We start from the raw sequence: 20,590 nt of genomic DNA, 5'->3' as shown, positions 1-20,590 counted from the left end.
CAGTATGGTGGATTGATTCCTCTCATAAAGAATACATGACAATTGTCATATCGATGTCATGACGCATCATACTGTTTCCTAAGTTTTCCAAGGAATACAATGTAAATATAAGAAACAGCGGGGGTGGAGAGATGGAAAAGATTATTGAAGTAAATAGTGTTTCTAAAACATTTAAACATAAAAAAGCAGTAAATAACGTTTCATTTCATGTGAATAAAGGAGAAATCGTAGCATTGCTTGGACCGAATGGTGCAGGGAAAACGACGACGATGTCGATGATGCTTGGATTAAAGGATCCGACGGAAGGAACGGTTTCTATATTTGGAAAGAGTCCAAAGCATAGAGATGTTCGTAATAGACTCGGCGCGATGTTACAAGAAGTAAGTGTCATTGATAGCATTACAGTGGAAGAGGCAATTGAGTTATTCCGTAGTTATTATACGAATCCGGTAGCGAAAGAAACGTTACTACAGTTATCAAATTTAGAATCGGAGCGAAAGCAAAGATGTGAGAAATTATCAGGAGGTCAAAAGAGAAGGTTAAATTTTGCACTCGCACTTGCAGGAAATCCAGATTTGCTATTTTTAGATGAACCGACGGTTGGAATGGATATTACGTCTCGAAGAACGTTTTGGGAAACGATTCGAAAGTTAGCAAGTGAAGGGAAAACAATTATTTTAACGACGCACTATTTAGAAGAAGCGGATGCATTGGCGAATCGTATTTTATTATTTGCGAACGGAAAGATTATCGCGGATGGTACACCGAATGAGATGAAGGCAACGATTTCAAGAAAAACAATCACGTTTTATTCGAAGGAAAGTATTCCGGCAAAATTACTAAAAGAATTACCAAACGTAACAGAAGTACAATCAAAAGAAGGGCACTTCACTTTAACAACTGAAGATACAGATGCAACGTTAAAAGCAATTTATCAAAAGAACTTACCTGTAACAGATGTTTCCGTTGAACGTGGAAGTCTTGATGAAGCATTTGAACAGTTTGTCGCAAATCAGAAGGAGGAGATCGCATGAGAGCTTTATGGATGCAATGCAAAATAGAAATTTTACGTACATTCCGTAATAAATTATTTATCTTTTTCTCATTATTAATGCCAGTTATGTTTTACTATATTTTCACAAATGTTGTTCAAGTGCCACAAAACGGAGATGCGTGGAAAGCGCATTATTTAATCTCAATGGCGACGTTTAGTATTGTAGGGACAGCACTTTTTAGTTTCGGTGTAAGGATTTCTCAGGAAAAAGGGCAAGGGTGGACACATTTGTTGAAAATTACACCACTTCCAGAGGGAGCGTATATAACAGCAAAGATCATCGCTCAAACAGTAGTAAATGCTTTTTCAATCTTAGTTATCTTTATCGCAGGAATATTAATTAATCATGTTGAGTTAACAGTAGGGCAATGGATTGGTGCTGGATTATGGTTGTTGTTAGGTGTAACACCATTTTTAGCATTAGGAACAGTAATAGGTTCTATTAAGAAGGCGGATGCTGCTGCGGGCTTAGCAAATATTTTAAATATGTGTTTAGCAATTCTTGGTGGCTTATGGATGCCAATCGAAGTATTCCCGAAAATATTAAGATCTATCGGTGAATGGACACCAACATACCATTTTGGAAGTGGTGCATGGGATATTGTTGCTGGAAAATCAATTGGATGGGAAAATATCGCGGTATTAGGAGGTTATTTCCTTATATTTGTTGTAGTATCAATATATATAAGAAAAAGACAGGAAGCGGTATAAATGATAGAGAAGAAGAGGATTGAGATTTTTCCGAAGCATATGGGATTCTTTCCGTATATGTTTCTTGTGTATTTATTATTTCCAATTTACCATTTAGCGCAAGTGTCAGGATGGAAGTTTGTGCTAGGGAGCGGTATGTTGATACTTTTTATTATCACATACCGTCAACTTTATTTTGTTCAGAAGACGTTTGTTTTGTGGGCATGTATACAGATGGTGCTTATCTATTTATTTGCTTTATTTTATAATCCCTTCATGATATTTTTTGGCTTTTTCACGGCAAGTGCGATGGGATTTGCACCAAGTAAGAAAGCATTTCGGGTATTACTATGTTTGTTAGTTGTAATGCTTGGAGCATTTGTATTTATAAATATGAATCAACTAACACCTACAAGTTTAATAAATATCGTACCGATGTTTATTTTAATGCTTCTTACACCATTTGGTATGCGCAACTTTAATCAGAAAAAGATATTAAGAAATCAATTAAATGAAGCAAACGAGCAAATTAAAGACTTAGTAAAACGTGAAGAGCGGCAGCGTATTGCAAGAGATCTTCATGACACGCTCGGGCATACGCTATCTCTTATTACGTTAAAAAGTCAGCTCGTGGAGAAGTTGATTGTGAAAAATCCAGAACGCGCAAGTGTGGAAGCGAAAGAAATTACACAAACATCTCGTACCGCTTTAAAGCAGCTAAGAGAATTAATTTCTGATATGCGCATGATTACAGTAGAAGAAGAGCTTGAGCAAATAAAAGCGATCTTACAAGCTGCTAATATTGAATTAGAGATAAAACAAGAAACGAGTGCAAGTTTGCTATCACCCATTGAACAAAATATTTTAGGAATGTGTTTACGTGAAGCTGTTACGAATGTTGTAAAGCATAGTAAGGCAACGCATTGCACAGTTTCTTTACTAGAATCACAAGGTGAGTTGATTTTGACAGTAAAAGATAACGGAATCGGTTTAGCGGATCAAAATCACGATGGGAATGGTATTCGTGGTATGAAGGAGCGAATCGCTCTTATTGATGGATTTGTTGAACTAGGTACGATTAATCCAGGAACACTATTAACAGTAAAAGTTCCAGTTGTTATTCGAACAGGAAAAGATGAGGTGAAGGCATGATTCGAATTATTATTGCAGAAGATCAGCGGATGCTTCGTGGTGCATTAGGGGCCCTGCTTGATCTAGAAGATGATATTGAAGTAATTGGGCAGGCTGCAAACGGGGAAGAGGCGCTAAAACTAATTGAATCGTTAAAGCCTGATGTAAGCATTATGGATATTGAAATGCCAATTCAAAGTGGATTAGATGTTGCGGAAACGTTGAAGAAAGAAAAATCGGCATGTAAAGTAATGATTTTAACAACATTTGCGCGCCCGGGATATTTTGAACGAGCAATGAAAGCTGGTGTGCACGGATATTTATTAAAAGATAGCCCAAGCGAGGATTTAGCTGCATCGATTCGTAATGTAATGAAAGGAAAACGAGAGATTTCTCAAGATTTAATGTTCGGCTTATGGCAGGAGCAAAATCCGTTATCGGATCGCGAAAAAGAAGTATTGCTACTTGCAAAAGAAGGAAAGACGACAAATGAAATTGCCAAGGCACTTTATCTTTCGCCAGGTACAGTACGTAATTATATTTCTGAAGTATTAACGAAGCTTGATGCGAAAAATAGAATTGAGGCAATTACAATTGCGGAAGAAAAGGGATGGATATGAAAAGAAGTTTACCTATGAATGGTAAACTTCTTTTTTCTTATAAACAAGTATTTCGATAGAGAGTTTCGTCACAGTCGCATCGCTCAGGATTTGAAGTATATCGTGTAATTTAGATTTTACTTCATTTTTCGACAAAAAATTTGTTATAGTAAGATTAGGTTGTTGATCTAAGTTTTGGACAACTTTACCACTAACAGTTGTGATTACTCCATTTTTATCTACTTTTACAATGAGATCTTGGCCATATACTTTATAGTTTTTATATGTTTGTGCAAGGCGAGCTTCGGTTTGATTTTCTTTTGTTGCTTTATTTGTAGGTTGGGAATCTATATTCATTTCAGTTGTCATTCACTTTTGTTGAGCTTTTGCCTCATTTATCTCACCTTTTAAATACTTTTTCAGTATGTTTTTTTCGTATCATTTTGAGGTTGTGTAATTTTTTAAGCGTTAAATTAGGCTAAGTAATTTCAAATTTTACTTCATTTCTGCCTAATTCTTGGGTGTGAATAACTTCTGCTACTGCTAATAAAGGAAAAAGAAGACCGAATGTAACGAAGGCACGGACGAATCTTCTATAATTTATTTATAAAACCACTAATCTATTATTATATGTGAGACGAATTGTATGAAGAATTTGCCGAATTTTATATATATTATGCATTATTTCATGTCAAAAATTGTCGAACTCACATTATTGTAGTGGTATGACAACTTAACAAATTATATTGTTATAATGGGATGGTGAGTAAGTATGCACGCAGAAAAATTAGGAAGTGAAATTAAGAAAATTAGGGTAATGCGGGGATTAACACAAAAACAGTTATCCGAGAACATATGTCATCAATCGGAAGTGAGCCGAATTGAATCAGGCGCAGTATACCCAAGTATGGATATATTGCAAGGTATTGCAGCAAAGTTACAAGTTCCCATTATTCATTTTTATGAGGTACTCATTTATTCAGATATTGAGAGAAAAAAGCAGTTTAAAGATCAAGTCATTACGCTATGTAAGCAAAAAAAATATAAAGAGATTTATAATAGAGTATGGAATGAGCTGAAAAAGGAAGAATATCATCCCGAATTCCAGCAGTTTCTTCAATGGCAATATCATGTAGCAGCTTACATGTTGAAGAAAATTGATTACGAATATTGTATTTTAGAATTGAAAAAATTGTTAAACCAACAATTAGCTGGAATAGATGTATACCAAAACCTCTATATAGAAAATGCAATCGCAAATATTTATGCTGAAAATGGCTATTTTAAGAAGAGTATTGAGTTATTTGAAGGTATATTGAAACAATTAGAGTCATTGCATGATAATGAAGAATTCGACGTGAAGGTAAGATATAATCATGCAAAAGCATTATACTTAGATAATCAATATGAACAAGCCTTATATCAAGTGAATAAGGCGATTGAAATATCTTGCCGAATTAATAGTATGGCATTAATTGGGCAGCTGTACTATCAAAGAGGTGAATGTCTAGAAAGGTTGGAGTATGATGAGGCAGAGATTGAAGATACATATAAGAAAGCAAGTTTCTTTTTTGATATATTAGAAATGCATGCATATAAAGAGGCAATCGTAAATAAAATCAATCAATGAATAACCCTAAAAAATGGATATGCATAATTGCATACGGCATGGATAAATTTTCATGATATATTAAAAGAAAAAATGTGGGTGATGGAATATGAAAAAATTACTTATTGGTAGTTTATTAACGTTAGCAATGGCATGGGGTATTTCATTAACAGATACAGCTTTAGAGAAAAGCCAAGTAATTTCTCATAATGATCAAGAGGTACAATTAGCTTCGGACCTACCTTTTGAATATTAAAAAAACAACCGTCTTACTTAGACGGTTGTTTTTTTGTGGAGTAACCTCCAAACGTCTTTACTAGAAACGGGCTTGCTAATAAAGAATCCTTGAATGTGGTCACAGTTTTGCTCATATAAAAACTTCCATTGTTCTTCGGTTTCTACACCTTCTGCGATAACTTCTAAATTTAGTTCTTTTGATAGTGTAATAATGGAAGAAATAATCGCTTCCTCTAAAGGACTAGTTGTAATTCCGCAAATAAATTCTCGAGCAATTTTTAATGTATTAATTGGATATTTTGTTAAATAAGCTAAAGAACTATAACCAGTTCCAAAGTCATCAATTGAAATTTGAATACCGAGATTTTGAAGTTGTTCTAGTTTTGCAACTACAGATTGATTTTGGTTAATGGCGATACTTTCTGTAATTTCGATATCTAGTGCTTCTGGTTTTAACTCTGTTTCTTCTAAAACTTTTGAAATAGTTGGGATTAAATCTGCATGATTAAATTGAACTACAGATAAATTTACACCGACTTTTAAGTGAGAGAAACCTTGATTATGCCATCTTTTCGCTTCTAAGCAAGCAGTACGTAAAATCCAATTTCCAAGTTCAATAATGAATCCAGTTTCCTCTGCTAGAGGGATAAATTGGGCTGGGGATACGATACCGAGCTTTGGATGTTTCCAACGAATTAATGCTTCAAAACCAATAACTTGTTTTGTTTTTGTGCTTACTTGTGGCTGGTATTCAAGGAAAAATTCATTTTGTTGTAATGCTTTTGAAAGTTCTCCTTCTAAGAAGTTACTCTCATTTTGAGCGATACTCATTTCTTTTGAGAAGAAAACAAATCGGTTTTTTCCATTTGCTTTCGCGCGATACATAGCCATATCAGCATTTTTCATTAATGCTGTTACATCAGTTCCACAATCAGGGTACATTGCAATTCCGATACTTGGTGTAATAGACAGTTCTTCATCTTTAATGAAGAATGGTTTGTTTAAAATATTTAAAATCTGTTCAGCTATAAAGGCCGCACTTTTTTCTGAGTACATATCTGGTAATAGAATTGTAAACTCATCTCCGCCTTGGCGAGCAACGACATCTTTTGAACGTAGGCAACTGCGTAATCGTTTTGCTACTTCAATTAATAACAAGTCTCCGACGTCATGACCGAGTCTATCGTTAATTTTTTTGAATCGATCTAAATCAAGAAACATGACGGCAACATCATTTGCGCTAGCCTGAGCGGTATTTAAAATGTTTTTTAAATCTTTTTCAAACTTACGGCGATTTGGTAATCCGGTAAGTGCATCATGAAAGGCTAAATGTTCTACTTGTTTTTGTTTTTCATATAAAGTTGTAATATCACGTGCTATACCGAACATCCCAACAACTTCTTTGTTTATGAAAGTAGGGATGAGTGTAATGTGAAGGTAATAGTAATAACCTTCCTTTTCTTTTGTACGAACTTCTAAAGTTTGTGGTCTACCTTCTTTCGTTAGTTGTAAAGCTTTCTGCAGTAAATCATGGTCTTTTGGGTCAATAAAGTGTAAAAGAGAATAGCTTTCTACTTCACAATAGTAGGCAGTAAATAAGCTTTCGCAAGCTGTATTAGACTGCTGGAAAATACCATACATATTTAAAGAGAAAACAGCATCCGGGTGATCTTCGAATAAAGATTTATAACGTTGTTCACTTTTTGATAAAGCAGATGCACCTTCTTCTACTTTATCTTCTAGTTGTGTAGTCAACTGCTCGTATGTATCGATTAGTGCCTGATTATCTTTCCACATATAAAGTTGTCGTAAGAATAATAAGATAAGAGATAATACTAGACCGATCAACATGAACTTATCATCCCAAGGTTGAAAGATAATAAAAGAAAAAGTAATGATTATACTAAAATAAGGTAATATAAAGCGCACATAATCAAACCGATAATATTTTGTTTTCGTTTCATGCTGTATTGGTTTATCTAAAATATATAGTATGGATGACAAACCAATTAATAAAATCGAAGCAGTATGTATTAAGTAAGAGACTTCAGAAGAAGGTTTTATCCCTGCGTTTAATTGAAACAGGTGTATATATCCGTACACGAGTATAATAGTAAAGCCGATAATTAATGAAATTCTGCTAGAAGAATATTCTTCTCTTCTATATAGACTAATTACGGCGTAGATTACTAATGATTGTGCAATAAAATATCCAATTAAAACCCAGGTATCTGTTGTTAACATACGAAAGCTTGAAATGTCCAAAATAAAAGTTAAGGTAAAATAAATATTCATAATAACGATAAAGATGCTATCGAATGAAAATTGAGCTAGTCCTCTAATAGAATAATGTTTTATGAACTTTATAGCAAAGCCAGAAAAGAGCAAAATATATTGTACGATAAAAAAGGGCAATGCCTTATATGAGAATATGACTTGGTCATATATAGAAAGTGAATGAAGAAATAGAGTTATCTCCATTGTCAATCCACATAGGCAAGTGCATAGTACCAAAACCCAAAATAATTTGTCACCGCGCTTCATTTTCTTAATTGCTTTATATAGGCAATAGCAAGAAAAGATTGTAGCAAAACAAAATAAGAAGAGAATTCCAATTTCTTTTATATTTAAGTCCTTAGGGATAAGAAATATCCAAAGAGAAAATATAATTATGTACATTATGACAAAGTGTACGTATTTTTTTTGATTAATCATATTATGACTCCGTTTCAATAAAGTTGAATCACAGGTGGAAAATGCTAATTCCAATCATAGCATATAAAATAGGGTGTTTTTTACTAAAAAAATTACTTTTTTTGAAAAAAATAGCTCAACATTACAATTTACCATTGTAATGTTGAGCTACTTATTCTTTTTACCCCTCTTATAGAGGATAATTCATGTATGAATTGCAGCATCGCTAAATCTTTCTGTTTACTTTCAATCATAATATCGAAATTATGATTGATTTTTTTTGCAACGTGTAAGAAAGGTTTAATAAACTCTAAATCAATATATTCCGCGTGAGCCCTAAATTCTTTTTTTGATTTAGGAGAGGAAATGTGAACTTTAGGAACGATATTTGTATGTGACCAAGTTTCAAAAATTGCAGGAAGTAACTCTTCTAACGGTTCTTCGCAAAGATTTGCCATGTGATGGTGATAATCAAATACGAATGGGATCTTTTCTTTTTGGCAAATAGATAAAGTTTCAGCAGTTGTATATGTTTTATCATCATTTTCAAGTGTCATTCGCCTCTTTATATGTGCAGGAAGTTTTTTTATGTTGTCATGGAAACGTTCAACCGCTTTTTCTTTATTTCCGTAGGCACCACCTACATGGATGTTAATATAAGAAGAATCTGCAATGCCTATTGCATCTAATACTTTATAATGATAGGTCATATCTGTAATAGCGTTAGTCGTAATGTGTGGTTTGTCGCTTGTAAATAGTGTAAATTGATTCGGATGAAAACTTACTCGTAAATTATGTTCTTTAATTAACGCCCCAATTGTACGCCAAAGCGGTGTGAACAATCCGATGTAATCAAACTCGACTTCGGGATGTGTTGCAAGTGGGACGATGGAAGAAGATAAGCGATATAATGGAATTTCATGCGCTATATTGTAATGAAGAATACGTATTGTATGCTCAAGATTCTGCCGCGTAACATCGTATAATTTATCTTCTCGTTCTTGTTTACTAAGCTTTTGAAAGCTTGTAAATGTCATCGTTTTAGCCGGAGAACAGTCCCAGAGTGCCATTGCATGTGAGACATATCCGAAACGCATAATCATAATGAATACATCTCCTTTATGCATTATCTTTCCTATAGGAAGAAAGCAAGTATTGTTCCTATCCATTCTTTGCCTCTATTAATGAGAGAATTCGGACTAACATCTTTCAAGGAAAGTAATGACGCATTTTCTAGATCTTCGTGGAATTTATTTTTTACTGTTTGTATAAAATGTTCATCATATAAAAGGCAGTTGATTTCATGGTTAATATATAAACTTCTCATATCAAAGTTTGCAGTTCCGATATCACAGATATAGTCATCAACTATAATAACTTTAGCGTGAAAAAAACCTTGTTGAAATGCGTAAATATTACAGCCAGCTTGTATTAACTTTCGGCAATATGGGAATTTTGCTTCTCGAACAAGGGGGTGATCCGCTTTTTCTGGAACGAGAATCGTGATTTGAACCCCGCGTTTTCGTGCTTCTAATAATGCGTTCATAATTTTTCTTCCAGGAATGAAATAGGGTGTACCGATAAAGAGTTCCTTTTTTGCACCTTCAATTAAATGTAAAAAAGTATGTTGTAAATAGGCACCATCAGTTGGAATAAATTGATGTTCGATAGTACCGGGTTGCTGTTTCGGAAAATAAAGAGAAGCGTCCAATAAATTTTGGTTTGTATCATCAAACCAGTCATGTAAAAATTGCTTTTGTAAATCTTGTACTCCTTCGCCTGTAAGACGTAAATGATAGTCCCTCCATAATCCTAACCGCTCATTATGTCCCAAATACTCTTCACCAATATTAAATCCCCCAATGTAACCAATTTTCCCGTCGATAACTGTAATTTTTCTATGGTTTCTTTGATTTGCAGAAAAGAAAGGAAAAGGAAACTTTACTTTGTGACAAAATGAAAAAGAGACACCATGTTTTTGTAGGGAGTGAACGGCCTCGTTTGATAAATGATGGCTTCCCAATCTATCGAGTAAAAGTCTTACTTCAATTCCTTCCTTTGCCTTATCAATAAGTAACTTTAAAAATTCTCGGCTGATTGTATCGTTTTTTACAATGAAAAACAAAACATGCACATGGTGTTTCGCCTGTTTTATATCAGTAAATAGAGTGTCATACAAATCTTTTCCGTATGTATAAAGGTGAAAATCACTTTGACGTAAAGGGAAAGAACGAGAACGTACACGCCTTAAATGAACAATTCTCCCATAAGAAAGATCAATTACAATCCAGAGAGCAATACCTATTAATAAGAGAGATAAGAAGAACATGAGTAAATTCCCTCCTTCACGGTCTTTTCACCATTTGTTTTTTATAAATCAAACATTCATTTTATTCGGTTATTTGTGGGCTAATAATTAGTAGGGAGTAAATAACTTCTAATGATTAAAGTTTCACTTTATAGTTTCACCGAAATAAACAGCTTTATTAAAAAATATGTTGTTGTATAACAAAAAACTGTTGACTGAATGCTCACTCATTATATAATGAAGGTAGGGGATAAAATTCAGAAAATTATATGTTTTTGAAGATTCTAAAAAAGAAAGAGGGCTTACAAAGAGAGGGGTAGCATAAAAATGAATAGCTTACTGATCATGAATTGGCTGGCTGCCATTGCTGTTATTGCTTATGCGGGATATTTGTTTGTGTATCTTATACGAACGAGGATGGCCTACATACAGTTAGGAAAAAAGATTGAATTTGACCGTCGTTTTAAAGAGCGTTGGGATCTCCTTAAGGTCAATGTTTTCGGTCAGAAAAAGCTGCTGAAAGATAAAAAGAGCGGCATTATTCACGTTATGTTCTTTTACGGATTTATTCTTGTCCAATTTGGAGCAATTGACTTCGTTTGGAAAGGACTCGCACCAGGATCACATCTTCCACTTGGACCACTATACCCTGCATTTACATTCTTCCAGGAAATTGTCACACTTGTTATTTTAATTGCAGTCTTTTGGGCTTTTCATCGACGTTATGTTGAGAAGCTAGTTCGTTTAAAACGTAATTTCAAATCAGGACTTGTTCTTATCTTTATCGGTGGCTTAATGATTTCTGTGCTACTCGGTAATGGGATGGGAATTATATGGCATGGCGAGGAGCTTTCATGGAGTGAGCCAATCGCTTCTGCAATCGCTTACGTTTTCTCAGGGATAAATGAAACCGTAGCCATTTCTGTGTTCTATTTCTCTTGGTGGGTGCATTTACTAATTTTGTTAACATTTTTAGTTTATGTTCCACAATCGAAACACGCGCATTTAATTGCGGGACCAGCTAACGTTTTCTTCGGCCGTCTTTCAAATCCAGGGAAACTTGAAAAGATTGATTTTGAAGATGAAACACAAGAAACATTTGGTGTTGGTAAAATCGAAGATTTTAGACAAAATCAGCTTATTGACTTATACGCTTGCGTAGAGTGTGGTCGTTGTACAAATATGTGTCCGGCAACAGGAACAGGTAAAATGTTATCGCCGATGGATTTAATTTTAAAACTTCGCGATCATTTAACTGATAAAGGAGCTGCAGTGACATCAAAAGCACCGTGGGTTCCAGTAGTTGCTTTTAATAATACACAAGGAAATCAGTTAGCGATGATGGCAGCTGGGAAAGGACAACAAGAATCTGCAGCTACAACACTCGCTTACGATCCGAGTTTAATCGGAGATATTATTACAGAAGAAGAGATTTGGGCTTGTACAACGTGTCGTAACTGTGAGGATCAGTGTCCGGTTATGAATGAGCACGTTGATAAAATTATTGATTTACGCCGCTATCTCGTTTTAACAGAAGGAAAGATGGATGCGGAAGCACAGCGTGCGATGACAAACATCGAGCGTCAAGGGAATCCGTGGGGTCTAAACCGTAAAGAGCGTGAAACTTGGCGCCAAGGTGATGATGAAGTAACGGTTCCAACTGTAAAAGAAAAATCAAAAGCTGGCGAGGAGTTCGAATATTTATTCTGGGTTGGTTCAATGGGATCATATGATAATCGTAGTCAGAAGATTGCGATATCATTTGCGAAGTTGATGAACGAAGCAGGCATTTCATTTGCGATACTCGGTAATAAAGAGAAGAATTCTGGAGATACACCGCGCCGCCTTGGTAATGAATTTGTCTTCCAAGAGATGGCGACAAAAAATATCGAGGAATTTGAAAAAGCAGGAGTGAAGAAAATCGTTACGATTGACCCTCATGCTTATAACACATTTAAAAATGAGTATCCGGACTTTGGCTTGCAAGCAGAAGTCTATCATCATACAGAACTGTTAGCTCAGTGGGTGAAAGAAGGACGCTTAAAACCGGTTCACGCTATTGAGGAAACAGTTACGTACCATGATTCCTGCTACTTAGGAAGATACAACGAAGTATACGAAGCCCCGCGTGACATTTTGAAAGCGATTCCTGGTGTGAATCTTGTAGAAATGGCACGTAACCGTGAAACGGGAATGTGCTGTGGAGCAGGTGGTGGCTTAATGTGGATGGAGGAAACAACAGGTTCACGTATTAACGTTGCTCGTACAGAACAAGCATTAGCTGTACAGCCATCCATTATCGGCACAGGATGTCCTTATTGCTTAACGATGATTAGTGATGGGACGAAAGCGAAAGAAGTTGAAGAGAAAGTTCAAACTCTCGATGTAACAGAGATTTTAGAACGCTCAGTGATTGGACAGAAGAAAGAAGCAATCTAGTTTGTAGGAATGCATACAACTTTAGAAAGAGGTGCAATGATTGCACCTCTTCTCAACGTAGGGATACCGAGCGAGCGCTCAGTGTTAAAAAATGAAATGGGGGAAAGAAACATGAGTAAAACAGTTATTTTAAGTGCTGCAAGAACACCAGTTGGAAAATTTGGAGGATCTTTAAAAGATGTAAAAGCAACAGAACTTGGAGGGATTGCAATTAAAGCGGCGCTTGAAAGAGCAAATGTTTCTGCTAGTGATGTTGAGGAAGTTATATTCGGAACGGTTATTCAAGGTGGGCAGGGGCAAATTCCATCGCGCCAAGCGGCGAGGGCTGCTGGAATCCCTTGGGAAGTGCAGACGGAAACAGTGAATAAAGTTTGTGCATCGGGGCTTCGTGCGGTTACGTTAGCGGATCAAATTATTCGTACTGGCGATCAATCATTGATTGTAGCTGGTGGTATGGAGTCGATGAGTAACAGTCCTTACATTTTACGAGGAGCAAGATGGGGATATAGAATGGGCAACAACGAAGTCGTTGATTTAAACGTTGCTGACGGTTTAACATGCGCATTTTCAGGTATACACATGGGTGTTTATGGCGGAGAAGTTGCGAAGGAAGATGGAATTTCTCGCGAAGCGCAAGATGAATGGGCATATCGTAGCCACCAGCGTGCGGTTTCAGCACATAATGAAGGACGTTTTGAAGAGGAAATCGTGCCAGTAACGATTCCGCAAAGAAAAGGCGATCCTATTGTCGTTGCAAAGGATGAGGCGCCACGCGCGGATACAACAATTGAAAAGTTAGCAAAATTAAAACCTGTATTTGATAAAACAGCGACAGTGACAGCTGGTAATGCACCAGGCTTAAACGATGGTGGTGCTGCACTTGTATTAATGAGCGAAGACAGAGCGAAGCAAGAAGGAAGAAAGCCGTTAGCGACAATTTTGGCACATACAGCAATTGCAGTGGAGTCTAAAGATTTCCCGAGAACGCCAGGTTATGCAATTAACGCATTGCTTGAAAAAACAGGTAAGACAATTGAAGACATCGATTTATTCGAGATTAATGAAGCATTTGCAGCAGTAGCAATTGCAAGTACAGAAATCGCAGGAATTGACCCAGAAAAATTGAATGTAAATGGCGGCGCAGTAGCGATGGGACATCCGATTGGAGCAAGCGGAGCGCGCATTATCGTTACACTAATCCATGCACTTAAGCAACGCGGCGGTGGAATTGGAATTGCTTCGATTTGTAGTGGTGGCGGTCAAGGCGATGCAGTGATGATTGAAGTTCACTAATTAAGATTAGAAGATATATAGTTTATTAAAAATTAAGGGGGAAGAAGAAATGGGTGTACAAAAAATTGTTGTAATTGGTGCAGGACAAATGGGATCAGGAATTGCGCAAGTATGTGCAATAGCAGGATACGATGTGAAGGTACAAGATTTAAAACAGGAGCAATTAGATAGAGGATTGGCTATTATTACGAAAAACTTAGCACGCCAAGTAGAAAAGGGGCGCATGAAGGAAGAAGAAAAGGAAGCGACATTAAACCGTCTTGCAGTAACGCTTGATTTAGATTGTGTGAAGGAAGCGGATCTTATTATCGAAGCAGCTGTCGAGAAAATGGATATTAAAAAGAAAATCTTTGCGAATTTAGATGAAATTGCTCCAGAACACGCAATTTTAGCGACAAATACGTCATCTTTGCCAATTACAGAAATTGCCGCGGTAACGAAACGTCCGGAAAAAGTAATCGGTATGCACTTTATGAATCCGGTTCCGGTTATGAAACTTGTTGAAATTATTCGTGGTTTGGCTACAGATGATGCGGTATACAAAACAATTGAAGATATTACGAAGGAAATTGGCAAAGTACCAGTTGAAGTAAATGATTTCCCAGGATTTGTATCGAATCGTATTTTATTACCGATGATTAACGAAGCAATTTATACGTTATATGAAGGTGTAGCGACGAAAGAAGCGATTGATGAAGTAATGAAACTTGGTATGAATCACCCGATGGGTCCTTTAACGCTCGCTGATTTTATCGGTTTAGACACGTGTTTATATATTATGGAAGTGTTGCATGAAGGTTTAGGTGATAGTAAATACCGCCCATGTCCATTACTGCGTAAGTACGTAAATGCAGGATGGTTAGGACGTAAAACAGGTCGTGGTTTCTACGTTTACGAATAAATCCCCCTTTGTTACAAAATAGTGGTCTTACCAAATTATTAAAAGGATTTATAGCAAATGGAGGCGGAGTATATGAACTTTCGTTTTAATGAAGAGCAACAAATGATGAGAAAAATGGTTCGAGATTTTGCACAGAAGGAAATTGCTCCCTTTGTTCCTAGTATGGAACAAGGGGTGTTTCCAAAAGAGATTTTGCAGAAGATGGGTGAGCTTGGATTAATGGGAATTCCAGCGCCTGCAAAATACGGCGGGGCAGAAATGGATTTTATTTCTTACATTTTAGCAATTGAAGAAATTTCAAAGGTAAGCGCAACGGTTGGTGTAATTTTAGCTGTACATACGTCAGTTGGAATGAACCCGATTTTATATTTCGGAACAGAAGAACAGAAAGAGAAATACGTTTCTAAACTTGCGACTGGTGAATATTTAGGGGCATTTGCATTAACAGAACCAAATGCAGGATCGGATGCAGGAAGTTTGAAATCAAGAGCTGTGAAGAAAGGTGATCATTACATTATTAATGGATCGAAGGTGTTCATTACAAATGGTGGTGAAGCAAGTACATATATTGTATTCGCTTCTACAAATCCAGAGGCAGGAAAGAGTGGGATTTCTGCATTCATAGTAGAGAAAGATACACCAGGCTTAATTATCGGTAAAGATGAGCATAAAATGGGACTGCTCGGTTCTCGCACTGTACAACTTACGTTCGAGGATATGAAGGTACCGGCTGAGAATTTACTTGGTGAAGAAGGACAAGGATTTAAGGTAGCAATGGCGAATTTAGATGTTGGAAGAATTGGGATTGGGGCGCAAGCATTAGGAATTGCTGAAGCGGCGCTTGCATGTGCGATTGATTATGCGAAAGAACGTGAGCAATTCGGAAAGCCAATTGCGGCGCAGCAAGGGATTGGCTTCAAACTTGCAGATATGGCAACTAGTGTAGAAGCGGCGCGATTACTCGTATATAGGGCGGCATCGCTAAGAGCGCAAGGATTACCATGTGGTAAGGAAGCATCTATTGCGAAATTATTCGCTTCTAAAACAGCTGTTGAAGTTGCGATTGAAGCGGTGCAAGTATTTGGGGGATACGGTTATACGAAGGACTATCCAGTAGAAAGATTTTTCCGTGATGCGAAAATCACGCAAATATATGAAGGAACGAGTGAAATACAGAAACTTGTTATTAGCCGGGCTTTATAAAAGCACAAGGGGGAGACGGGCATGCATTTTAAACTATCAGAAGAACATGAAATGATAAGAAAAATGGTTCGGGACTTTGCTAAGAACGAAGTAGCACCGACAGCAGCTGAACGTGATGAAGAAGAGAGGTTTGATCGTGCGCTATTTGATCAAATGGCAGAGCTTGGTTTAACCGGAATTCCGTGGCCTGAAGAATACGGCGGAATTGGAAGCGATTACTTGGCGTATGTAATTGCTATTGAAGAATTATCACGCGTATGTGCTTCTACAGGTGTAACATTGTCTGCACATACTTCACTTGCTGGTTGGCCAATTTTTAAATTTGGAACAGAAGAACAAAAGCAAACATTTTTACGACCGATGGCTGAAGGAAAGAAAATTGGTGCGTACGGCTTAACGGAGCCAGGGTCTGGATCGGATGCTGGTGGAATGAAGACGATCGCCAAAAGAGATGGAGACCATTATGTATTAAATGGATCAAAAATATTTATCACTAATGGTGGTATTGCTGATATTTATGTTGTTTTCGCATTAACTGATCCTGAATCGAAACAGCGTGGCACGAGTGCATTTATAGTGGAAAGTGATACACCAGGATTTTCAGTTGGGAAGAAGGAGAGTAAATTAGGGATTCGCTCTTCACCAACAACTGAAATTATGTTCGAAGATTGCCGTATTCCTGTAGAGAATTTACTAGGGGAAGAAGGACAAGGGTTTAAGATAGCGATGCAAACATTAGATGGTGGCCGTAATGGTATTGCGGCGCAAGCGGTCGGTATTGCACAAGGGGCTTTAGATGCTTCCGTAGAATATGCAAGAGAGCGTCATCAGTTTGGGAAGCCGATTGCGGCGCAGCAAGGGATTGGCTTTAAACTTGCAGATATGGCAACGGATGTGGAGGCGGCGCGTCTTCTAACATATCAAGCAGCTTGGCTGGAATCGGAAGGGCTTCCGTATGGGAAAGAGTCAGCGATGTCAAAAGTATTTGCAGGTGATGCAGCGATGAAGGTGACGACGGAAGCGGTACAAGTATTTGGTGGTTACGGTTATACGAAAGATTATCCAGTAGAGCGATACATGCGAGATGCAAAGATTACACAGATATATGAAGGAACACAAGAGATTCAAAGGCTCGTAATTTCTCGTATGTTAACGAAGTAGGATCAAGGGCGTAGGTATTTTCCTACGCTTTTTCCTTCCAAAAAATAATAGAGAGGTGAAGGGGATGGTTAAACATAATGTGCACGCATCAGTGAAAGATGAAAAATTAGTCGCGTTAAGGCGTGAACAAATGATTAAAGGTGCGGTGCAATTGTTTAAGCAAAAAGGATTTCCACGTACAACAACGAGAGAGATTGCAAAGGCAGCTGGATTTAGTATTGGTACGCTTTATGAATACATTCGTACAAAAGATGATGTTTTGTATTTAGTTTGTGATAGTATTTATGAACATGTAAAAGAAAGGTTAGAGGAAGTAGTTTGTACAGAAAAAGGGAGTATAGAGAGTTTAAAGATAGCAATAACGAATTACTTTAAAGTGATGGACGAATTGCAGGAAGAAGTATTAATAATGTATCAAGAGGTACGTTTTTTACCGAAAGAATCACTCCCGTATGTATTAGAAAAGGAGTTTCAAATGGTAGGAATGTTTGAGAATATTTTAGAACAGTGTACGGAAAATGGAACATTTACATTAAATAAAAAAGAAATACAGCTTCTTGCGCATAATATTTTTATACAAGGACAGATGTGGGGATTTCGACGTTGGGCGTTGCAAAAGCTATATACGCTCGAAGAATATACAGACATGCAAATTAGGTATGTATTGCAAGGGGCCCATATGCTTCCGAAATAAGGAATGCACAAATTATAATTTTACTACCCTATAAAAGTTTCCCGTTTTTTTTTGTAGCATATTTGTGCGACTTTTGTTTATAATGAATAGTATGGATTTTTTTAAGCAGGCCGTTATATATAAGGTTATATTTGATGAAAGGAAGTGCCGCATAAGTGGATTTTAAGCAATATTCACCAGAAGAGCTAAAAGAATGTTCAATGATTGAAGTTGTACATAGCGTTTTAGGGGATAAAAAACAAGCAACGACATTCAACGAGTTGGTTCAAGAAATCGCTCAAGTGCTGGGACTATCTCAAGAGCAAGTTAATGCGAAAATCGCACAATTTTATACAGACTTAAACATCGATGGGCGTTTCATTAATTTAGGAGAAAATCGTTGGGGATTACGTAGCTGGTACCCATATGAGCAAATTGATGAAGAAATCTTGCCTCAACCAAAACCGAAGAAGAAACGTAAAGTTGAAGAAGACGGTTTTGACGACTACATTGAAGAAGATGAAGATGACTTTGATGATGTAGACGGAAATGAAGACGAAGATGATGATGTAGAAGATTTGGACAAGGTTCTTGAAGACGAAGACGGAGACGACGATGATCTTGATGATTTAGATGACGATGAAGATGACTTCGCTGAAGAAGAACTTGAGTATGATGAAACTGAAGAAGAAGAAGAGGAAGAACTGTAGTTCTTGACTTTTCATTATCGTCCATGTAGAATCATTTTTGGGCTCTTTAAAAAAGGACGATAATACTTTTAAAGTGTAAATATAAAAGAAAATTGCTCCCTACTTATTACTTTATGTGATGAGGGGAGCAATTTTCTTTTTTGTTTTTTGTTTAGAAAATAAAAAGAGTCTAACAATAAGATGGATACAGTGTTATCTACATACGTTGCCCTTTGCAACGGTGATTATATAACAGCAAAATAGAAGGGAGCTTTTTCATGACTAAGTATATTTTTGTAACAGGCGGTGTAGTATCGTCTTTAGGTAAAGGTATTACAGCAGCATCTCTTGGAAGACTTTTAAAAAATCGTGGTTTAAACGTAACAATTCAAAAGTTTGATCCATACATTAACGTAGACCCAGGGACTATGAGCCCATACCAACACGGTGAGGTATTCGTAACAGATGATGGTGCAGAAACTGACTTAGACCTTGGTCACTATGAGCGTTTCATCGACATCAACTTAAACAAATACAGCAACGTAACAACAGGTAAAATTTACTCTTCAGTTCTTCAAAAAGAGCGTCGTGGTGAATACCTAGGAGGAACAGTTCAAGTTATTCCTCACATTACTAACGAAATTAAAGAGCGCGTATACCGTTCTGGTCGCGAAACAAACGCGGACGTTGTTATTACAGAAATCGGTGGAACTGTTGGTGACATCGAGTCTCTACCATTCTTAGAAGCAATCCGTCAAATTAAGAGCGACATCGGTCGTGACAATGTAATGTACATTCACTGTACGTTAATCCCGTACTTAAAAGCAGCGGGTGAAATGAAAACAAAACCAACGCAACATAGCGTTAAAGAGCTTCGCAGTTTAGGTATTCAACCAAATATTATCGTTGTTCGTACAGAAATGCCTGTTTCTCAAGATATGAAAGACAAGCTTGCATTATTCTGTGACATTGATACAAAAGCAGTTATTGAAGCACGCGATGCAGATACTTTATATGCAGTTCCATTATCTCTTCAAGAGCAAAATATGGACCAAATCGTTTGCGATCACTTAAAATTAGACAATCCAGCTGCAGATATGACAGAGTGGACTGCGCTAGTTGAAAAAGTGCGTAATCTTTCTAAGAAAACAAAAATCGCTCTTGTTGGTAAATACGTAGAGCTTCAAGATGCATACATTTCTGTTGTAGAAGCACTTCGTCATGCGGGTTACTCTTTCGACACAGATGTAGAAGTGAAATGGGTAAATGCTGAGCACGTAACAGCAGAGAACGTACAAGAATTAGTAGGAGACACAGATGGTATCCTTGTACCAGGTGGCTTCGGTGATCGTGGTGTAGAAGGTAAAATCGTTGCAATTCAATATGCTCGTGAAAACAAAGTTCCATTCCTAGGAATTTGCTTAGGTATGCAACTTGCATCAATCGAATTCGCACGTAACGTATTAGGATTAGAAGGAGCTAACTCTTCTGAAATCAATCCTGACACACCTTATGCAATCATCGACTTATTACCAGAACAAAAAGATGTAGAAGACTTAGGTGGTACACTTCGTCTTGGTCTATACCCATGTAAGCTTGCTGAAGAAACAAATGCATACAATGCTTACAATGAGCCGGTTGTATATGAGCGTCATCGTCATCGTTATGAGTTCAACAATCAATTCCGTCCGGATATGGAAAAAGCAGGATTTGTATTCTCTGGTACAAGCCCAGATGGCCGTCTAGTTGAAATCATTGAATTAAAAGATCACCCTTGGTTCGTGGCAGCACAGTTCCACCCAGAACTTGTTTCTCGTCCAAACCGTCCACAGCCATTGTTCCATGACTTCGTAAGAGCATCTATTACGAATAAAGAGAGCAAGTAATAAAAAAGCGCCTGAAATAGGGC

The 20,590-nt window shown here is 37.0% G+C and carries 18 protein-coding genes; 14 read left to right on the top strand and 4 right to left on the bottom strand.

Features of this window, described 5'->3' with window-relative positions:
• The first annotated feature begins 131 nt into the window (after positions 1 to 131).
• The 4 genes from NLJ82_RS26420 to NLJ82_RS26405 are packed head-to-tail and all read left to right on the top strand — an operon-like array spanning position 132 to position 3,495.
• Positions 132 to 1,034: an ABC transporter ATP-binding protein gene (locus tag NLJ82_RS26420; RefSeq protein WP_000411149.1), complete on the top strand. Its 903-nt coding sequence runs from the start codon at positions 132 to 134 to the stop codon at positions 1,032 to 1,034.
• On the top strand, positions 1,031 to 1,765 hold the full coding sequence (locus NLJ82_RS26415) for an ABC transporter permease (protein ID WP_001202425.1): 735 nt from the start codon (positions 1,031 to 1,033) through the stop codon (positions 1,763 to 1,765). The genes NLJ82_RS26420 and NLJ82_RS26415 overlap by 4 nt, the downstream gene beginning before the upstream one ends.
• Complete coding sequence (locus NLJ82_RS26410) at positions 1,766 to 2,896, top strand: sensor histidine kinase (RefSeq protein WP_000570599.1); 1,131 nt, start codon at positions 1,766 to 1,768, stop codon at positions 2,894 to 2,896.
• Positions 2,893 to 3,495, top strand: coding sequence for a response regulator transcription factor (locus NLJ82_RS26405; RefSeq protein WP_000619256.1), 603 nt, complete (start codon positions 2,893 to 2,895; stop codon positions 3,493 to 3,495). Before NLJ82_RS26410 ends, NLJ82_RS26405 begins: the two co-directional genes overlap by 4 nt.
• 12 nt (positions 3,496 to 3,507) lie before the next feature.
• Here NLJ82_RS26405 and NLJ82_RS26400 read toward each other — a convergent pair whose 3' ends face one another.
• A complete protein-coding gene (locus NLJ82_RS26400) occupies positions 3,508 to 3,831 on the bottom strand; it encodes a bacillolysin (protein ID WP_012644730.1) in 324 nt (107 codons plus the stop codon).
• A 415-nt stretch (positions 3,832 to 4,246) separates the two neighbouring features.
• Here NLJ82_RS26400 and plcR point away from each other — a divergent pair, with 415 nt between their 5' ends.
• Positions 4,247 to 5,104 (top strand): transcriptional regulator PlcR, encoded by an 858-nt coding sequence (plcR, locus tag NLJ82_RS26395; RefSeq protein WP_000542922.1) that lies wholly within the window; start codon positions 4,247 to 4,249, stop codon positions 5,102 to 5,104.
• Positions 5,105 to 5,192: 88 nt separating this feature from the next.
• The gene (papR, locus tag NLJ82_RS26390) at positions 5,193 to 5,339 is read left to right on the top strand and encodes a quorum-sensing peptide PapR (RefSeq protein ID WP_000734741.1); all 147 of its coding nucleotides are present in this window, start codon (positions 5,193 to 5,195) and stop codon (positions 5,337 to 5,339) included.
• Positions 5,340 to 5,356: 17 nt separating this feature from the next.
• Here the strand turns inward: papR and NLJ82_RS26385 are convergent, their stop codons facing one another.
• The 3 genes from NLJ82_RS26385 to cls all read right to left on the bottom strand — a co-directional run bounded on the left by NLJ82_RS26385 (position 5,357) and on the right by cls (position 10,343).
• Complete coding sequence (locus NLJ82_RS26385) at positions 5,357 to 8,035, bottom strand: DUF4084 domain-containing protein (protein WP_002092573.1); 2,679 nt, start codon at positions 8,033 to 8,035, stop codon at positions 5,357 to 5,359.
• Between the two features lie 128 nt (positions 8,036 to 8,163).
• Positions 8,164 to 9,117 carry a UV DNA damage repair endonuclease UvsE gene (uvsE, locus tag NLJ82_RS26380; RefSeq protein WP_000605891.1) on the bottom strand — a complete coding sequence of 318 codons (954 nt, stop codon included), beginning with the start codon at positions 9,115 to 9,117 and terminating at the stop codon, positions 8,164 to 8,166.
• Between the two features lie 32 nt (positions 9,118 to 9,149).
• Entirely contained in the window at positions 9,150 to 10,343 is a 1,194-nt protein-coding gene (cls, locus tag NLJ82_RS26375) for a cardiolipin synthase (RefSeq protein WP_000465817.1), read from the bottom strand.
• Between the two features lie 306 nt (positions 10,344 to 10,649).
• On the opposite strand from cls, the gene NLJ82_RS26370 reads away from it, so the two are divergent.
• The 8 genes from NLJ82_RS26370 (at position 10,650) to pyrG (ending at position 20,567) form a co-directional block, all read left to right on the top strand.
• On the top strand, positions 10,650 to 12,761 hold the full coding sequence (locus NLJ82_RS26370) for a (Fe-S)-binding protein (protein WP_001086792.1): 2,112 nt from the start codon (positions 10,650 to 10,652) through the stop codon (positions 12,759 to 12,761).
• A gap of 9 nt (positions 12,762 to 12,770) precedes the next feature.
• Positions 12,771 to 14,054, top strand: a complete 1,284-nt coding sequence (locus NLJ82_RS26365) for an acetyl-CoA C-acetyltransferase (protein WP_001998670.1) — start codon at positions 12,771 to 12,773, stop codon at positions 14,052 to 14,054.
• A 49-nt stretch (positions 14,055 to 14,103) separates the two neighbouring features.
• Positions 14,104 to 14,955 (top strand): 3-hydroxybutyryl-CoA dehydrogenase, encoded by an 852-nt coding sequence (locus NLJ82_RS26360; protein ID WP_000538850.1) that lies wholly within the window; start codon positions 14,104 to 14,106, stop codon positions 14,953 to 14,955.
• A 72-nt stretch (positions 14,956 to 15,027) separates the two neighbouring features.
• The gene (locus tag NLJ82_RS26355; protein ID WP_001011168.1) at positions 15,028 to 16,158 is read left to right on the top strand and encodes an acyl-CoA dehydrogenase; all 1,131 of its coding nucleotides are present in this window, start codon (positions 15,028 to 15,030) and stop codon (positions 16,156 to 16,158) included.
• Between the two features lie 21 nt (positions 16,159 to 16,179).
• Entirely contained in the window at positions 16,180 to 17,319 is a 1,140-nt protein-coding gene (gene acdA / locus NLJ82_RS26350) for an acyl-CoA dehydrogenase AcdA (protein ID WP_000545533.1), read from the top strand.
• Positions 17,320 to 17,383: 64 nt separating this feature from the next.
• Positions 17,384 to 18,013 carry a TetR/AcrR family transcriptional regulator gene (locus NLJ82_RS26345; RefSeq protein ID WP_000238597.1) on the top strand — a complete coding sequence of 210 codons (630 nt, stop codon included), beginning with the start codon at positions 17,384 to 17,386 and terminating at the stop codon, positions 18,011 to 18,013.
• Between the two features lie 155 nt (positions 18,014 to 18,168).
• The gene (gene rpoE / locus NLJ82_RS26340; protein ID WP_000346281.1) at positions 18,169 to 18,702 is read left to right on the top strand and encodes a DNA-directed RNA polymerase subunit delta; all 534 of its coding nucleotides are present in this window, start codon (positions 18,169 to 18,171) and stop codon (positions 18,700 to 18,702) included.
• A 257-nt stretch (positions 18,703 to 18,959) separates the two neighbouring features.
• Entirely contained in the window at positions 18,960 to 20,567 is a 1,608-nt protein-coding gene (gene pyrG / locus NLJ82_RS26335) for a CTP synthase (protein ID WP_000170452.1), read from the top strand.
• Positions 20,568 to 20,590 lie beyond the last annotated feature (23 nt).

Origin of the sequence: Bacillus paranthracis (genome assembly GCF_024296885.1) — a bacterium.
GTDB lineage: Bacteria > Bacillota > Bacilli > Bacillales > Bacillaceae_G > Bacillus_A > Bacillus_A paranthracis.
Note: the sequence above shows the minus strand (reverse complement) of the source record. Positions and strands in the feature narration are given on the sequence as shown.

Bases quoted from the DNA above. Each gene is read 5' to 3' on its own strand.
- NLJ82_RS26355 (WP_001011168.1), top strand. From the start codon at position 15,028: ATGAACTTTCGTTTTAATGAAGAGCAACAAATGATGAGAAAAATGGTT.
- NLJ82_RS26420 (WP_000411149.1), top strand. From the start codon at position 132: ATGGAAAAGATTATTGAAGTAAATAGTGTTTCTAAAACATTTAAACAT.
- NLJ82_RS26365 (WP_001998670.1), top strand. From the start codon at position 12,771: ATGCATACAACTTTAGAAAGAGGTGCAATGATTGCACCTCTTCTCAAC.
- NLJ82_RS26410 (WP_000570599.1), top strand. From the start codon at position 1,766: ATGATAGAGAAGAAGAGGATTGAGATTTTTCCGAAGCATATGGGATTC.
- uvsE (WP_000605891.1), bottom strand. From the start codon at position 9,117: ATGATTATGCGTTTCGGATATGTCTCACATGCAATGGCACTCTGGGAC.
- acdA (WP_000545533.1), top strand. From the start codon at position 16,180: ATGCATTTTAAACTATCAGAAGAACATGAAATGATAAGAAAAATGGTT.
- NLJ82_RS26370 (WP_001086792.1), top strand. From the start codon at position 10,650: ATGAATAGCTTACTGATCATGAATTGGCTGGCTGCCATTGCTGTTATT.
- NLJ82_RS26385 (WP_002092573.1), bottom strand. From the start codon at position 8,035: ATGATTAATCAAAAAAAATACGTACACTTTGTCATAATGTACATAATT.
- NLJ82_RS26400 (WP_012644730.1), bottom strand. From the start codon at position 3,831: ATGAATATAGATTCCCAACCTACAAATAAAGCAACAAAAGAAAATCAA.
- cls (WP_000465817.1), bottom strand. From the start codon at position 10,343: ATGTTCTTCTTATCTCTCTTATTAATAGGTATTGCTCTCTGGATTGTA.
- papR (WP_000734741.1), top strand. From the start codon at position 5,193: ATGAAAAAATTACTTATTGGTAGTTTATTAACGTTAGCAATGGCATGG.
- NLJ82_RS26360 (WP_000538850.1), top strand. From the start codon at position 14,104: ATGGGTGTACAAAAAATTGTTGTAATTGGTGCAGGACAAATGGGATCA.
- plcR (WP_000542922.1), top strand. From the start codon at position 4,247: ATGCACGCAGAAAAATTAGGAAGTGAAATTAAGAAAATTAGGGTAATG.
- pyrG (WP_000170452.1), top strand. From the start codon at position 18,960: ATGACTAAGTATATTTTTGTAACAGGCGGTGTAGTATCGTCTTTAGGT.
- NLJ82_RS26415 (WP_001202425.1), top strand. From the start codon at position 1,031: ATGAGAGCTTTATGGATGCAATGCAAAATAGAAATTTTACGTACATTC.
- NLJ82_RS26405 (WP_000619256.1), top strand. From the start codon at position 2,893: ATGATTCGAATTATTATTGCAGAAGATCAGCGGATGCTTCGTGGTGCA.
- NLJ82_RS26345 (WP_000238597.1), top strand. From the start codon at position 17,384: ATGGTTAAACATAATGTGCACGCATCAGTGAAAGATGAAAAATTAGTC.